Source organism: Ramlibacter pinisoli, assembly GCF_009758015.1.
In the GTDB taxonomy this organism is placed as follows: domain Bacteria; phylum Pseudomonadota; class Gammaproteobacteria; order Burkholderiales; family Burkholderiaceae_C; genus Ramlibacter; species Ramlibacter pinisoli.
Window position 1 is genome coordinate 929343 of record NZ_WSEL01000003.1, and the last position, 14942, is coordinate 944284.

Sequence of the window (14942 nt, forward strand, 5' to 3'; positions counted from 1 at the left end):
AGCTTGTGGTCACCTCAGGTCATTCCGTCAACTAGGGCAGTGGGATGAGGATCTTGAAATCCGTCCTCCCCGGGACACTGTCGCATTCGATCAGCCCATGGTGCTGCTGAACGAAGGTCTGCGCGAGCGTGAGACCCAACCCCGAACCGCCCTCCCGTCCCGATACCAGCGGGTAGAAGATCCGGTCCTGCAGGGACGGGGGCACGCCAGGCCCGTTGTCGATGACATGCAATTCCAGTGCCAGTCGGTAGCGTTGCTTGCCGAAAGTGACCTGCCGCGCGACCCGGGTGCGGAACACCAGCTCCGCGTCGCCCGCCGCCATGCGCTCGGACAGCGCCTGGCAGGCGTTGTGGGCGATGTTCAGCACCGCCTGGATCAGCTGTTCGCGGTCGCCGCGGAATTCCGGCAGCGAGGTGTCGTACTCGCGCACGACCCGCAGCCCGCGCGGGAACTCGGCCAGGATCAGCGAGCGCACGCGCTCGCAGACCTCGTGGATGTTGACGTCGCCCACCACGTGGGGACGGCGGTGCGGTGCCAGCAGGCGATCGACCAGGGTCTGCAGCCGGTCGGCCTCGTGGATGATGACCCGCGTGTACTCCTTCAGGTCGCGCGACTGCATCTCCATCTCGAGCAGTTGCGCCGCGCCACGGATGCCGCCCAGCGGGTTCTTGATCTCGTGCGCCAGGTTCCGGATGAGCTCCTTGTTCGCCTGCGCCTGGTCCATCAGGCGCTCCTCGCGCTCCTGGCGGGCCTGCTGCTCGAGCGGAAGCAACTCGATGACGATCTCGCCGGGGCGGTCGGTCTGGGCCACCACCACGTGCACCGGCAGCGGCTCGGCGCCGTGCCGCAGCAGCCAGGCGTCGTAGCGCAGCGCCGCGAACTCGTTGCTGCCGGCGCCTTCCAGCGCGGTGCGCAGCAGCTGCGGTTCGGTGAAGCAGGCGGGGAAGCTCGACCCCTCGATGGTGCGGCGCGAGGTGCCGAGGGCGTCCTCGAGGGCGGCGTTGGCGAACAGCACCGCGCCGTCGTGGGCGACCACCGCCACCAGCGTGGCGAGCAGGTCGAAGGCCAGGAACCGCGCCTGGACGGAAGGGGGCGGCGTGGAGGCGGGTGCCCGGCGGCCCGGCGTCACTTGGCCGCGGGCAGGCGGCCCAGCTCGCGCTGGATGCCGGCGATGTCGCTCTCGTTGCGGGCCAGGCTGGCCTTGAGTTCGGCCACCCGATCGAGGTACTTCTGGTAGTTGCGCGCCTCGGGACCCTGCTTCTCGGGCTCGCCGTTGTTGTATTCCTTCTGCAGCTCGGCCTGGCGGGACTGCGCCTTCTTCAGTTCGGCCTCCAGGATCTGGCGGGCGTCGGAATCGCGCGCCTTCTGCTCGGCCGAATCGAGGCGGTTGCTGCCGGCCGCCGGCACCGCGGTTGCGACGCGGACGGCATTGGCGTTGCCGTTGACGCGGGTGCCCTCCACGACGGTGACGTTGCCGCCCTCGACCAGCTTGCAGCCCTGCGCCTGCGCGTGATGGGCGTCGTTCGTGTACGTGTTGCCGCAACGCCAGATGCGGCTTTGCGCGTGGGCCGGCAACGCGGCGGCAAACAGGGCGACGAGCGAGAGGGTGAGGGCCGGATTCATGGGAGGTGCTCCTTGCACGGGTGGGCGCAAGACGGTCTGCCAGTATGGCTGAACTGATCAGAATGTCCAAGCAACCCCATGATTCGCAACGGAAAATCGCCCGCGGGGGCGCGCCGGCGACAGCGGCGTCGCGCCGAGGGAACGGCGCCGTGCAGTGCCCGGGCAAGGGGCGGGCCCGGAAACGAAAAAGGGACGGCGCGGGCCGTCCCTTTTCTGCGACAGACTGGCTGGATATCCAGCCCGCCGGCAGCCGTCAGAGGCTGTAGTACATGTCGAACTCGATCGGGTGCGTCGTCATGCGGAAGCGGGTGACTTCCTGCATCTTCAGCTCGATGTAGGCATCGATCATGGAGTCGGTGAACACGCCGCCCTTGGTCAGGAACGAACGGCCCTTGTCCAGGTACTCGAGCGCCTGGTCGAGGCTGTGGCACACGGTCGGGATCTTCGCGTCTTCTTCCGGCGGCAGGTGGTACAGGTCCTTGGTGGCGGCCTCGCCCGGGTGGATCTTGTTCTCGACGCCGTCCAGGCCGGCCATCAGCATGGCGGCGAAGCCCAGGTACGGGTTCATCAGGGGATCCGGGAAGCGCGCCTCGATGCGGCGGCCCTTCGGGTTGGCCACGTACGGGATGCGGATGGACGCCGAGCGGTTGCGCGAGCTGTAGGCCAGCTTGACCGGGGCCTCGAAGCCCGGGACCAGGCGCTTGTAGCTGTTCGTGCCGGGGTTGGTGATGGCGTTCAGCGCGCGGGCGTGCTTGATGATGCCGCCGATGTAGTACAGCGCGAAGTCGGACAGGCCCGCGTAGCCGTCGCCGGCGAACAGGTTCTTGCCGTCCTTCCAGACCGACTGGTGCACGTGCATGCCGGAGCCGTTGTCGCCCACCAGGGGCTTGGGCATGAAGGTCGCGGTCTTGCCGTAGGCGTTGGCGACGTTCTGGATCACGTACTTCTGGAGCTGGCTCCAGTCGGCGCGCTGGACCAGCGTGCTGAACCGGGTACCGATCTCGTTCTGGCCGGCGCCGGCCACCTCGTGGTGGAACACCTCGACCGGGATGCCCACGGATTCGAGGATGAGCGACATCTCGGCGCGCATGTCCTGCGTGCTGTCGACCGGGGGAACGGGGAAGTAGCCGCCCTTGACGGTCGGGCGGTGGCCCTTGTTGCCGCCTTCGATCTTCTTGCCCGTGTTCCAGGGCGCCTCGTACTCGTCGATCTCGACGAACGAGCCGGACATGCCGGAGCCCCAGCGCACGTCGTCGAAGATGAAGAACTCGGGTTCCGGGCCGAAGAAGGCGGTGTCGCCCAGGCCGGAGGCCTTCAGGTAGGCCTCGGCGCGCTTGGCGATCGAACGCGGGTCGCGGTCATAGGCCTTGCCATCGCCCGGCTCGAGCACGTCGCACGACAGCAGCAGCGTGGTCTCTTCGAAGAACGGGTCGATGTTGGCGGTGTTGGCGTCCGGCATCAGCAGCATGTCGGAGGCCTCGATGCCCTTCCAGCCGGCGACCGAGGAGCCGTCGAATGCGTGGCCGCTGGTGAACTTGTCTTCGTCGAAATGGGAGACGGGCACGGTCACGTGCTGCTCCTTGCCGCGGGTGTCGGTGAAGCGGAAGTCGACGAACTTGACTTCGTTGTCCTTCACCATCTTCATCACGTCAGCGACGGTCTTGGCTGCCATCAGGGTTTCTCCAATTGGATGGTTGTTGAGAGAGGGGTTTTCGAGCCGGATCCTTGGATGCAGGTTCTGTGCCAAAGCTGGTGCATGGCACAACCGGCGGGGCCGGGCGATTGTCGGCGATGTTGGGCTCGGTTCCCTGCAGGGGCCTCAAGGTGCGCGGATGAGTCGATGCACCGCGACAGTGCAATTTCACCGCGCACCAAGATCGTGCCTCAGCTTTCGCGCACCAATTCGGGGCCCAGTTCGACGCCCAGCTGGCGCAGCCCGGCCAGCAGGTCGGCATAGGCGGCCGCGGCGGCGGCCGGCGCACCCTTGACGCCCAGGTCGATGTGGCGGCCGTATTGCGGGTGGTCGACGCTGGGCAGGCTGAACACCTTGATGCCGGCGTGCGCCCGTTCCACCTGTTCCATCAGCGGCGTGAGGTTGGACTCCATGGCGCCGAACACGATGACCGAGCGCTCCACGTAGTCGCCGCGCCGGAACAGGTGGGCGTAGCGGTCGTCCAGGACCGACTCGATCATCGGCCAGGCCATGACCGGGAAGCCGGGCACGAAGTGCACGTCGCCGACGCTGAAGCCGGGGATCTTGTTGTACGGATTGCGGATGATGGACGCGCCGGCCGGGAACACGCCCATGTTGAGGCGGTGCACGTTGTCGGGCCGGGCGGGCTCGTAGGGCACGCCCTGCTCGCGCGCCAGGTCCTGCATGCGTTCGCGGATCAGCACTTCGGCCTGCGGGTGCAAGGCGAGATCGACGCCCAGCGCGCGCGCCGCGCACTGGCGCGTGTGGTCGTCGGGCGTGGCGCCGATGCCGCCGCAGGAGAACACCACGTCGCCGCCGGCGAAGGCGCGCTGCAGCGTGGCCGTGATGCGCTCGGGGGAATCGCCCACGTACTCGGCCCAGGCCAGCTGCAGGCCGCGGGCGGCGAGCAGCTCGATCACCTTGGGCATGTGCTTGTCGGACCGCTTGCCGGAGAGGATCTCGTCGCCGACGATGACGAGGCCGAAGTCAGGGCGCTTGGACATCCCGCAATGCTAGCGGGGGCGGTGCGACCGGGCCGGGCGGCGGCGGGACGGCCGCCCGCAGCTGCTCCAGCGCCGCCAGGCAGTAGTGCGCGAACCAGAGCGACGAGAAGGCGAACACCACGGTGTAGATCCAGATCGCGATCGGCACCAGGATGACGAAGGCGGCGGCGAACAGCGCGCCGGACGCCCACACGATGCCGGGCGCCGCGCCCAGGTAGCCGGTGAGGATGCCGATGCCCAGCAGCGGCATCCGGTGCCGGCGCAGCACCTCGCGGCGCTCGTCGGCACTGGCGTGGTCGGCCAGGGCATCGAAGGTCATGACGCGGTAGGTGAGCCAGCCCCAGATCAGCGGCGGCAGCAGCAGCACCAGCGGCGGAATGAGCCACAGCGGAATGGACGCCACCAGGGCCACCAGCGCCAGCAACGTCGATCCCAGCGACCAGGCGATGCTGGCCAGCATGGACCCGCCGTGGCGCTGCTCCAGCTGCGGGAACCGGCGCGCCGCCACCAGCCGCACCATGGCCGGCGTCATGAGCGCCGCCACCACCAGCAGCACGCCGACGACGATGACCGGCGTGGCCAGGAAGATGACGACCAGCGGGGCGACCACCGTGCGCAGGTTGCCCAGGCCCATGCCCTGCAGCCAGCCGCCCACCTGGCTGATGAGGGACGAGGCCTCGAGCCAGCGGAACACGGCATCGACCGCCTGCGCCCAGAACAGCCAGCCCAGGCCCAGGGCCACGGCTCCCATCACCAGCAGCGGCAGCAGCGACAGCACGATCACGCGCGGATGCAGGCAGTAGGCGACCGCGCGCCAGAACGAATCGAGCAGCAGGCCCATGCCGTTCAGGCCCTGCCGACCAGCCGCTTCAGGCCCAGCCACTGCTGGGCCCAGAAGCCGCGCCCGTAGTCGCGGTTCTTCTCGACCTGGTCGCGGATGCCGGTGGCGTCGTAGCGGTTCTCGAAGTTGGCGGTGCCGAACAGCATGTCCCACCAGGGCAGCAGCACCCCGAAGTTGTGGCCGCCCAGCGAGCCGCGGCCGCGGCTCTCGTGGCCCAGGCCGATGGCGTGGTGCAGGCGGTGGAAGCGCGGGCTGACCCACAGGCGCTCGCCGATGCGGCCGAACGACAGCCGCAGGTTGGCGTGCTGCAGGCTCTCGGACAGCTGGGTGAGGGCGACGATGGCGACGAACTGTCCCGGCGCGATGCCGATCACCTGCGCCAGCACCACCATCAGGCCGTCGCGCAGCATGTCGTCCAGCAGGTGGTTGCGGTTGTCGCTCCACATCGTCATCTGCCGCTGCGAGTGGTGCAGGGCGTGCAGGCTCCACCACCAGTTCCAGGCGTGCTGGCCGCGGTGGATCCAGTAGTCGGCCAGGTCGAACACCAGCAGGTAGAGCAGGAAGCTCATCCAGGGCACGTCGGTGACGCCCGGCCACAGGTTGTCGAGATGCCAGCCCGCGATGCCGGCCAGGTGCAGGCTGCCGGCCGCCTCGTCGAACAGCGGCTGCACCAGGAAGAACAGGCCGAGCCGGAACAGGCCCAGCCGGTGGATCAGGGTGTAGAGGATGTCGGTGCGGATGGCGGCCCGGTCGGTCACCGGCTCCACCGGCCGCCAGCGCTGCAGCGGCCCGAAGACCAGCAGCAGGATGGCGATCTGCAACAGGCCGACCAGCAGCCAGCCGGTGGCCGCATAGGCGTCCTCCAGCAGCTGCCCGAGCCCGAGCGTGAAGAGCGCGGGTTGCACCACCGCCTCGTACAGCCATTGCTGCGCGCCGTCGAAGACGTCTGCCAGCCAGTTCATCGTGTCGTCGACTCCCGTTGGGTGATCCAGCCGGCGTAGCTGGGGTGCTCGCGCAGCGTGCGGAAGCAGAATCCTCGCTCCTTCAGGCCCACGAGCAGCGGCTCGAGCACCGCCGGCGCCCAGGGGTCCCGGCGGGACCAGATGCCCAGGTGGGCCAGCAGGATGTCGCCGCTGCGCACGTCGCGCAGGGCCCGCGCCAGCAACTGTGCATTGGACACGGATTCGCTGGGAAGTTCATCGCCCAGGAACCCGGCGGTCGACCAGCCCACGTGCGCCCAGCCGCAGGCCCGCGCGGCCTCCAGCAGCCGGGCAGACGTCTTGCCGCCCGGCGCGCGGAACAGCGGCAGCGGCTTGCGGCCGGTGATCGCCTGCACCCGGTCGGCGGCCCGCCCGATCTCGGCGCAGTACTGCGCGGCGCTCCAGGATTGGTCGCGCCCCTCGTCCGGCCCGGCGGACGCCCGCACCCGGAAGCGGGGCGGCTCGCCGGCCAGGTCGGCACGCCAGTAGACGTGGTCGTAGGTGTGCGAGGCGAACTCGTGGCCCTCGGCGGCGCGCGCCTTCCACCACGGCGCCCAGTGCTCGCCCAGGCTGCCGTCGCCGGCCTTGGTGCGTTCGTTGGCGACGAAGAAGGTCACGCGCACCTGCTGGCGCCGCAGCACCTCGGCGACCAGGGGCGCGACCTCCATGTGGCCGGTGTCCAGGGTCAGGTAGAGCGGCTTGGCGCAGTCCTGCGCGCCGGCTGGCAGCGCACCCGCGGCCAGCAGCAGCGCCAGCGCGCCGGCCGCCAGGCGCCGGCGGCTAGCGCGCAGCGTGGTCGAGGGTCCAGACACCATGCGGCGACTTGCCCACGGACACCTGGCGAACCACCTTGCGCGCCTCGGTGTCGATCACCGTGAGCTTGCGGGACCAGCGCGAGGTGACCAGCAGCAGCTTGCCGCCGTCGATGACGTCCATGCAGTCGGGGCCGCCCGGGGCGGGATAGCTGGCCACCACCTCGAGCTTCTGGAGGTCGATCTTGCTGATGGTGTTGGCGACCCGGTTGCTCAGGTAGACGTGGCGGCGGTCGCCGGCCCCGCGGAAGGCGTGCGCGCCCTCCCCTGTCTTGATGCGGCGCACCGACCGCGGCTCGGCGCCGCTGACGTCGAACACCTCGACGCCGTCGCTGCCGGTCAGCCCCACCAGCAGGGTGCGGCCGTCGGCGGTGCCGTAGATGTCGGCCGGCATCGGGCCGGTCTTGACGCGCCATTTCAGCTTCTGGGTGGCCAGGTCGATGGCCACCAGCTCGTCGCTGTCCTGCATGCTGACGTAGGCCGTCGTGCTGCGGGCGTCGATCCAGACGTGGCTGGGCGTCTTGCCGGTGGACACGCGCGCGGCCAACTGCAGGTCCTTGCCGTCCCAGCGGTAGATGTCGACGTGGTTGAGCCGGTTGCCGGCCGTCACGAACCACTTCATGTCGGGCGAGAACCGCAGGTGGTACGGATCGACGATGCCGCGCACCACGCGCTGGATCTCGGCGCTGCGCGGGTCGATGAAGGTGAGCGAGTCGCCCAGCGCATTGGCCACGATGACCGACTTCTCGTCGGGCGTCATGTACAGGTGGTGCGGCTCCTTGCCGGTGGGCAGGCGCCGCAGCTCCTTCCAGGACACGGGGTCGACGACGCTGACGCTCGCGTCCAGCGAATTGAGAACGAAGATGGGCGCGGCCTGGGCCGCGGCGCCGAGGGCGGCCCACGACAGGGCCGCCAGCATGGCGAGGGTACGCAAGGGCGTGTTCACGGAGAGGTCCTGGGCAGAGCTCAAGTGTAGTCGGCGGTCCAGCCCCTCCCGTAACATCCCTTCGATGGATCTGATCCCGATCAATGGCGTGCGCCTGGAGGTCGAACGCATCCCGGGTCCGGCCGGTGCAGGCCGTGCGCCCATCGTGTTCCTGCACGAAGGCCTGGGCTCGGTGGCGATGTGGCGCGACTGGCCGGCCCGCCTGTGCGCCGCGACCGGGCGGGCCGGCATCGTCTACTCGCGCCGCGGGTACGGCCGCTCCGACCCGGTGCCGGACGTCCGCGGCGCCGGCCGCCTGCCCCCCGACTACATGCACACCGAGGCGTTCGAGGTGCTGCCCCGGCTGCTCGAGGCGCTGGGCGTCGCGGCCCCGGTGCTCCTGGGGCACTCGGACGGCGGCAGCATCGCCCTGCTCCACGCCAGCCGCTTCCCGCTGGCCGGCTGCGTCGTGCTGGCACCGCACGTGATCGTCGAGGACGTCTCGGTGGCGTCGATCGCGCAGGCCCGCGACGCCTTCGGGCAGGGCGACCTGCGCAACCGGCTGGCGCGCTACCACGCCGATGTCGACGGGGCCTTCTGGCAGTGGAACGACGTCTGGCTGGGCGAGGCCTTCCGGCCGTTCGACATCCGGCCCGACTGCCGCCGCATCGCCGTCCCGGTGCTGGCGCTGCAGGGCGAGGACGACCCCTACGGCACGCTGCGGCAGGTGCGCGAGATCGGCCCCACGCGGGGCCCCTTCACCTGGCAGGCAATCCCGGCCTGCGGCCATTCCCCGCACCGCGACCAGCCGGCCGCGGTGGAGGCGGCGGTCACGGCGTTCCTGGCCGATCGGCCCTAGCGGCCGGCTGCAGCAGCGCCAGGTCGTCCGGCGCCAGCCAGCGCCACTGCCCGGGCGCCAGCCCGCCCAGGTCCAGCCCGCCGATGCGCGAGCGGTGCAGGCGCTCGACGCGATTGCCCACCGCGGCGACCATGCGCTTGACCTGGTGGTACTTGCCCTCGGTGAGCGTCAGGCGCAGGCCCGTTCCCCCCGTGGCCTCGCAGGCTGCCGCGCGCACCGGCACCGGATCGTCCTCGAGCACCACCCCGGCCAGCAGCCGCTCCACCATGGCCGGCGTCACGTCGTGCCTGGCCTCAACCTCGTACACCTTGGGCACGTGGCGCCTGGGCGAGCTCATCCGGTGGATGAAGGCGCCGTCATCGCTCAGCAGCAGCGCGCCGGTGGTGTCCTGGTCGAGACGGCCGACGGCCTGCACGCCGTCCATGGCCTGCCGCTGCGGGCGCTGGCGCAGAGGCGCCGGCAGCAGCGTGTACACGCTCGGCCAGGTCGACGGCCGTGCCGAGCACTCGTAGCCAGCCGGCTTGTGCAGCAGCAGGTAGGCCTTCTCGTGGTACTCCCAGGCGCGGCCCTGCACGGTGAAATGCAGGCCGACCGGTTCGAAACCGGCGCCGGGGTCGTCGCAGGGGAGCCCCTCGACCGTGACGTGGCCCTGTTCGACCAGCCCGGCGCAGACGCGCCGGGTGCCGAAGCCCTGGGTGAACAGAATCTGCTGGATCTGCATCGGGCGCGAAGTCTACGCGCCCGCCGCCGGCGGCCGCGCTAGGCGCGCGCCTGGCGCCCGGCGCCGCGCACCTCGTCGCGTGCGCCGTCGTCGCGCCACTGGGACTTGCGTGCCTTGCCCTGGCTGGTTCGGTGCTGGCGCCGCTCCGGGCCGGCGTCGTCATCCTCGGTGGCCAGTGCCGCAACGTACTTCTCGCGGCGGCCGCCGAGCTGCTTCTGGGGGGATTGATGCATGACAGTCCTTGACTGGGTCTCGACACGGACGCTCGCACGCCCGTGAGGACCAATCTAGGAAGGACCGTTGCTGTCGGGTGTAGGAGCCCGCCGCATCCATGTAGGACGCGACAGACTCTTGCCTGCAGTTACAGACTGACAATCGGTTGCAATCGCCGGCGCGAACGCGTGAAGTAGTTCCTTTCCATCCCCCTACTTCGTCACGGCGATCGACTTGCGGAACAGCGCAAGGCTGTACACGAAGAAGGCGAGCCCGACGGCCGCCACCATCGCGAACTCCTGCCACACGGCCCAGAAACCGCCGCCGCGGTAGATGATGACCTGCGAGAAGCTGACGAAATGGCGCGCCGGCAGGAAGTAGGTCGCCGTCTGCAGCCAGCCCGGCATGCTCTCCACCGGCGTCGAGCCGCCGGACAGCAGCATCAGCACCACGATCACCAGGATGATGAGCAGCGCGAACTGCGCCATCGAGCGCGAGATCGTCCCCAGGTAGATGCCCAGCGCGGTGGCGAAGAACAGGTAGAGCAGCACGCCCAGGAACCAGAGCACCACGGACCCCGCGAACGGCACCTGCAGCACCATCTGCACCACCAGGAACAGCGAGGCGGCGGTGGCCACCAGGATCACCAGGCTGTTCGCCCACACCTTGGCCATCGCGATCTCGAACGAAGTGAGCGGCATCACCAGCAGGTGCTCGAGCGTGCCGTGCTCGCGCTCGCGGATCACCGCCGCCCCGGTCAGGATGACGGTCAGCAGGCTGATCTGGTTGATGATGGCCACCACGCTCTTGAACCAGGACGACACGGCGTTCGGGTTGAACAGCTTGCGCACGACCAGCTGCACCGGCATGTCGGTGTTGACGTCGGTACGCCGGAGGATGGACGAGACGCGGTCGTTGATGATGTTCTTGATGTAGCCGGCGCCGATGCCCGCCTGCTGCATCGCCGTGGCGTCGATGTTGACCTGCACCGACGGGTTGCGTCCGGACCGCAGGTCGCGCTCGAACCGCGGCGGGATCACCACCGTGAACATGTACAGGCCCCTGTCCATGTCGTCCTGCATCTCGTCGGCCCGGATCAGCACCGGGTGGCGGAACCGCGGCGGGTAGAAGGCGTTGATGATCTCCTTGGACAGCTGCGACTGGTCCTCGTCGATGAAGGCGATCGAGGCGTTGTTCACCTCGCTGGAGGTGCCGGTCGCCTGCACGTGGATCGCCAGCGTGAACGCGTAGATCACGAAGATGACCATCACCTTGTCGCTCAGCAGGCTGCGCAGCTCCTTGAGGCCCAGCCACAGGATGTTCAGCAAGGTGGTCATGGCTACTTCTCCTGCTTCCTCAGGCCGATGAAGCTCACCAGCAGGAACACCGGGATGCAGGCGGCCAGGAACAGGATGTCGCCCACCATCAGGCTGGCCCCCAGCCCCTTGGTGTAGGCCCCCAGGCTGGAGTGCATGTAATAGGTGGCTGGCCAGAGCTCACCGACGCGCCGCGCATTGCCTTCGAGGGTGGACACCGGCTGCAGCAGGCCCGAGAACTGGATCGTCGGCACGATGGTGAGGATGGCCGTCACGAACACCGCCGCCACCTGGCTGCTGGTGAACGTCGACGTCATCATCCCGATGCCGGTGGTCGCCGTCACGTACAGCAGCGTGCACAACAGCAGCATCAGGAAGTTGCCCTTGACCGGTACGCCGAACACGAACACCGTCATCGCCGCCAGGATCAGGAAGTTGATCATCCCGATCACGATGTACGGGATCTGCTTGCCGATCAGGTACTCGAGCTTGCCGGTGGGGGTGACGTAGAAGTTGATCATCGAGCCGAGTTCCTTCTCGCGCACGATGCTCACGGTCATCAGGATCGCGGGGATCAGCAGCAGCAGCAGCGCCGGCACGCTGGGCACGATCGAATAGACGCTCTCGAACGTCGGGTTGTACATGAAGCGGTTCTCGATCTTGGCGGTGAACTTCTGCGGCCGCGACGGTGGCAGGTTGGCGCCCGGATCGGTCTGCAGCGTGGCATTGACCCCCTGCACGTACTGGCCGATGGTCTCGCCGCGGAAGGTCATCGCCCCGTCGACGTGGGCCAGCACCTCCGGCATGGCACCGCGCCGCACCTCGCGGCCGAAGTTCGGCGGCACCTCCAGGATCATGGAGGCATCGTCCGCCTGCAGGCGCCGCAGCGCTTCGGCATCGGAGTCGACCGCCGCGGTCGGCTTGAAGTAGCGGCGCGAGGCCTCGAACTGCTCGATGTACGCCCGGCTCTCGGGCGAGCGGTCCTGGTCGAAGGTCGCGTAGCGGATGTTCTCGACGTCGGTGGTGATGCCGAAGCCGCACACCAGCATCAGCACCGCCGAGCCGAAGAACGCGAACCACAGCCGCACCGGGTCGCGCATGATCTGCACCGTCTCATTGCGGGTGTAGGCCAGCATCCGGGTCAGGGGCAGCGTCCACCGGGAGCCGCCGCCGCCGTGGCCGGCCGGCGCCAGTGCCACCGGCGCCGCCGATACCGGCTCCGCCGTCGCGCCCGCTCCCGCACCACCGCTCTTGCCCTTGGCCGCCGCAGCCGCCGCGTCCGCCGCGATCCCGTCCTCCATGTAGCCGATGAAGGCCTCCTCCAGGCTGGGCGCACCCTTGTCCTGGATCAGTTTGTCCGGCGCGTCGCAGGCCAGCACCCGGCCTGCATGCATGAGCGAGATGCGGTCGCAGCGCATGCCCTCGTTCATGAAGTGGGTCGTCACGAAGATGGTCACGCCCTGGTTGCGCGAGAGGTCGATCAGCAGTTCCCAGAAGCTGTCGCGCGCCACCGGGTCGACGCCGGAGGTGGGCTCGTCCAGGATCAGGATCTGCGGCTCGTGCAGCACGGCGACCGCCAGCGACAGCCGCTGGCGCAGCCCCATGGGCAACGATTCGGCCAGCGCGTCGAGGTGGTCCTCGAGGCCGAAGCGTTCCACCAGGTTGGCGATGCGCGCCTTGGCCTTGTCGGGCGGCAGGTGGTACAGCCGGGCATGCAGCACCAGGTTCTGGCGGATGGTCATCTCGCCGTACAGCGAGAAGGCCTGGGTCATGTAGCCGAGCTTGCGGCGCACGTCCATGCTGCCCGCCTCGACCGAGCTGCCGAACAGCGTGGCGCTGCCCTCGGTGGGCGGCAACAGGCCCGTGAGCATCTTCATGGTGGTGGACTTGCCGCAGCCGTTGGAGCCGAGGAAGCCGAAGATCTCGCCGCGTTCGATGGACAGGGTGACGTTGTTCACGGCGACGAAGTCGCCGAACCGCCGCGTGAGGCCCTTGGCGTCGATCGCGATCTCGGTGCCTTCCTGGCGCGGCGGGATCGTCAGCTCGGTGTGCCCCCTGCGCTTTTCCTCGGGGAGCAGCGCGATGAAGCATTTCTCCAGGTCGCTCGTTCCGGTGCGGAACATGAGTTCCGCCGGCGTGCCGGTCGCCAGCACCTTGCCGTCGTCCATCGCGACGATCCAGTCCCACTGCTGCGCCTCGTCCATGTAGGCGGTCGCGATGACCACGCTCATCATCGGGCGGTCCTTGCGGATGTCGTCGATCAGGCTCCAGAACTGGCGCCGCGACAGCGGATCGACGCCGGTGGTCGGTTCGTCCAGGATCAGCAGGTCGGGGTCGTGCACCAGGGCACCGCACAGGCCGACCTTCTGCTTCATGCCACCCGACAACTTGCCGGCGGGACGCTCGTTGAATGGCCCGAGACCGGTCGCATGGAGCAGTTGCTTGATGCGCCCCGGACGCTCCGCGCGGGTCAGCCCGAACAGCTGCGCCATGAAGTCGACGTTGTCCGCGACACTGAGCTCGAAGTACAGGTTCTTGCCCAGGCCCTGCGGCATGTAGGCAATGCGCGGACAGGCGGCACGGCGGTGGCGGACGTCCCCGATGTCGCCGTCCAGGACCGTCATGGTCCCCTGCTGCAGCTTCTTGGAGCCGGCCATCAGCGCCAGCAGCGTCGACTTGCCGACGCCGTCGGGGCCGATGATGCCCACCATCAGCCCGGGCGGGATGTCGATGGAGATGGCATCCAGCCCCTTGACCTTGCCGTAGTGGTGCGTCACCTCATGGACGCTGACCACCGGTTTGCCGGCCGGACCGGCGGGCGCGTGCTGCGTGGATGACATGCGAACTCCTCCTCGAGCGCGCCAGGCCGGCCTCGGCCCGCTCGCGCCACATTGCGGGCGGGATCACTTACTTCGTGGGCGAGGCTCCGAGGACCGACGTGGGGTTCGATTCGAGCGGCCCCTTGGCCGTCAGCACGTTGGTGTCCAGGTTGGTGGGCCACGCGACCGTGTCGGTGTACTTGACGTACCCGACGCCGCGCACTCCGGTCTTGATGCTCTGGATGTACTGGCCGACCAGTTCCTTGGGCACCTGCAGCTTGACGCGGAACATCAGCTTGTCGCGTTCGCTCTTGGTCTCCACTTCCTTCGGCGTGAACTGCGCCTCGGGCGAGACGAAGCTGACCACGCCCACGGCCGAGCGGTCCGGCTGGGTGTCGAGGACGATGCGGCCCTCGCTGCCGATCTTCACCGCGGCCGCCTGCGCCGCCGGCAGGAAGATCTCCATGTACACGTCCTCCAGGTTCACCAGCGTCAGCGCCTTGCCGCCGGCGCCGAGCACCTCACCCGGCTCCGCCAGGCGATAGAGCACGCGACCGAGCACCGGCGAGACCAGCGTGGCGTCCTTGATGCGGGTCTCGATCGTCTGCACGTTGGCCAGCGCGACCTCGACCTGCTGCTTGGCGGTCTCGAGCTTGGCCATTTCCTCTCCCAGTGCCGCCCTGGTGGTGACGACCGTCGTCCGGCGCACGTCGTACTCACGCTGCGAGGAGGCGTTTTCGGCCAGCATCCGGCGCACCCGCTCGACCTCGATGTTGGCCAGCTCGATCTCGCCCTTGCGACGCGCGATGGAGGAGTTGACGACGGCCATCTGCTCACGCGCGGCGGCCACGCGGGCCTTGGACTCGGCCATCTGCGACTCCAGCGTCACCGTGTCCAGCAGCACCACGACCTGTCCCGGCTTGACCAGGTCGCCTTCCTGCACCTTGATCTCCTTGACCCGCAGCGGCTCCTTGGCCGAGACGTCGGCGAGCCGGGCCTCGATGCGGCCGTTGCCGGATGCGATGCCGGGCGGCAGCTTCCCGGCCTGCTGGTCCTGCCAGTACTTCCAGCCGAAGAACCCGGCGGCCACGAGGACGACCAGGGCAATGATCCAGTTGCGGTACTTAGTCATGGCG

General features: G+C 68.9%; 14 protein-coding genes. 1 reads left to right on the forward strand and 13 read right to left on the reverse strand.

All coding sequences use genetic code 11. The features are described 5' to 3' along the window. Positions 1-31: 31 nt before the first annotated feature. The 8 genes from glnL to GON04_RS05665 form a co-directional block, all read right to left on the reverse strand. The gene (gene glnL / locus GON04_RS05630) at positions 32-1129 is read right to left on the reverse strand and encodes a nitrogen regulation protein NR(II) (protein ID WP_181653905.1); all 1098 of its coding nucleotides are present in this window, start codon (positions 1127-1129) and stop codon (positions 32-34) included. Continuing rightward, complete coding sequence (locus GON04_RS05635) at positions 1126-1623, reverse strand: hypothetical protein (RefSeq protein WP_157396964.1); 498 nt, start codon at positions 1621-1623, stop codon at positions 1126-1128. Before GON04_RS05635 ends, glnL begins: the two co-directional genes overlap by 4 nt. 253 nt (positions 1624-1876) lie before the next feature. After that, a complete protein-coding gene (glnA, locus tag GON04_RS05640; protein WP_157396965.1) occupies positions 1877-3295 on the reverse strand; it encodes a type I glutamate--ammonia ligase in 1419 nt (472 codons plus the stop codon). A 212-nt stretch (positions 3296-3507) separates the two neighbouring features. After that, complete coding sequence (locus tag GON04_RS05645; protein WP_157396966.1) at positions 3508-4320, reverse strand: competence/damage-inducible protein A; 813 nt, start codon at positions 4318-4320, stop codon at positions 3508-3510. Further along, positions 4304-5161 (reverse strand): EI24 domain-containing protein, encoded by an 858-nt coding sequence (locus GON04_RS05650; protein WP_157396967.1) that lies wholly within the window; start codon positions 5159-5161, stop codon positions 4304-4306. Before GON04_RS05650 ends, GON04_RS05645 begins: the two co-directional genes overlap by 17 nt. 5 nt (positions 5162-5166) lie before the next feature. Then, the gene (locus tag GON04_RS05655) at positions 5167-6123 is read right to left on the reverse strand and encodes a sterol desaturase family protein (protein WP_157396968.1); all 957 of its coding nucleotides are present in this window, start codon (positions 6121-6123) and stop codon (positions 5167-5169) included. Continuing rightward, on the reverse strand, positions 6120-6956 hold the full coding sequence (locus tag GON04_RS05660) for a polysaccharide deacetylase family protein (RefSeq protein WP_157396969.1): 837 nt from the start codon (positions 6954-6956) through the stop codon (positions 6120-6122). The genes GON04_RS05655 and GON04_RS05660 overlap by 4 nt, the downstream gene beginning before the upstream one ends. Beyond that, complete coding sequence (locus tag GON04_RS05665) at positions 6922-7872, reverse strand: YncE family protein (RefSeq protein WP_232533041.1); 951 nt, start codon at positions 7870-7872, stop codon at positions 6922-6924. Before GON04_RS05665 ends, GON04_RS05660 begins: the two co-directional genes overlap by 35 nt. A 91-nt stretch (positions 7873-7963) precedes the next feature. On the opposite strand from GON04_RS05665, the gene GON04_RS05670 reads away from it, so the two are divergent. Next, entirely contained in the window at positions 7964-8737 is a 774-nt protein-coding gene (locus GON04_RS05670; protein ID WP_157396971.1) for an alpha/beta fold hydrolase, read from the forward strand. On the opposite strand, the gene GON04_RS05675 is transcribed toward GON04_RS05670, so the two are convergent. The 5 genes from GON04_RS05675 to GON04_RS05695 form a co-directional block, all read right to left on the reverse strand. Further along, positions 8709-9458 (reverse strand): pseudouridine synthase, encoded by a 750-nt coding sequence (locus tag GON04_RS05675; RefSeq protein ID WP_157396972.1) that lies wholly within the window; start codon positions 9456-9458, stop codon positions 8709-8711. The genes GON04_RS05670 and GON04_RS05675 overlap by 29 nt on opposite strands. A gap of 38 nt (positions 9459-9496) precedes the next feature. Next, positions 9497-9691, reverse strand: a complete 195-nt coding sequence (locus GON04_RS05680) for a hypothetical protein (RefSeq protein WP_157396973.1) — start codon at positions 9689-9691, stop codon at positions 9497-9499. A gap of 192 nt (positions 9692-9883) precedes the next feature. Then, positions 9884-11008, reverse strand: coding sequence for an ABC transporter permease (locus GON04_RS05685; protein WP_157396974.1), 1125 nt, complete (start codon positions 11006-11008; stop codon positions 9884-9886). A gap of 2 nt (positions 11009-11010) precedes the next feature. Continuing rightward, positions 11011-13827, reverse strand: a complete 2817-nt coding sequence (rbbA, locus tag GON04_RS05690) for a ribosome-associated ATPase/putative transporter RbbA (RefSeq protein WP_157396975.1) — start codon at positions 13825-13827, stop codon at positions 11011-11013. Positions 13828-13894: 67 nt separating this feature from the next. Further along, positions 13895-14938 carry an HlyD family secretion protein gene (locus GON04_RS05695; protein ID WP_157396976.1) on the reverse strand — a complete coding sequence of 348 codons (1044 nt, stop codon included), beginning with the start codon at positions 14936-14938 and terminating at the stop codon, positions 13895-13897. Between the last annotated feature and the right edge of the window lie 4 nt (positions 14939-14942).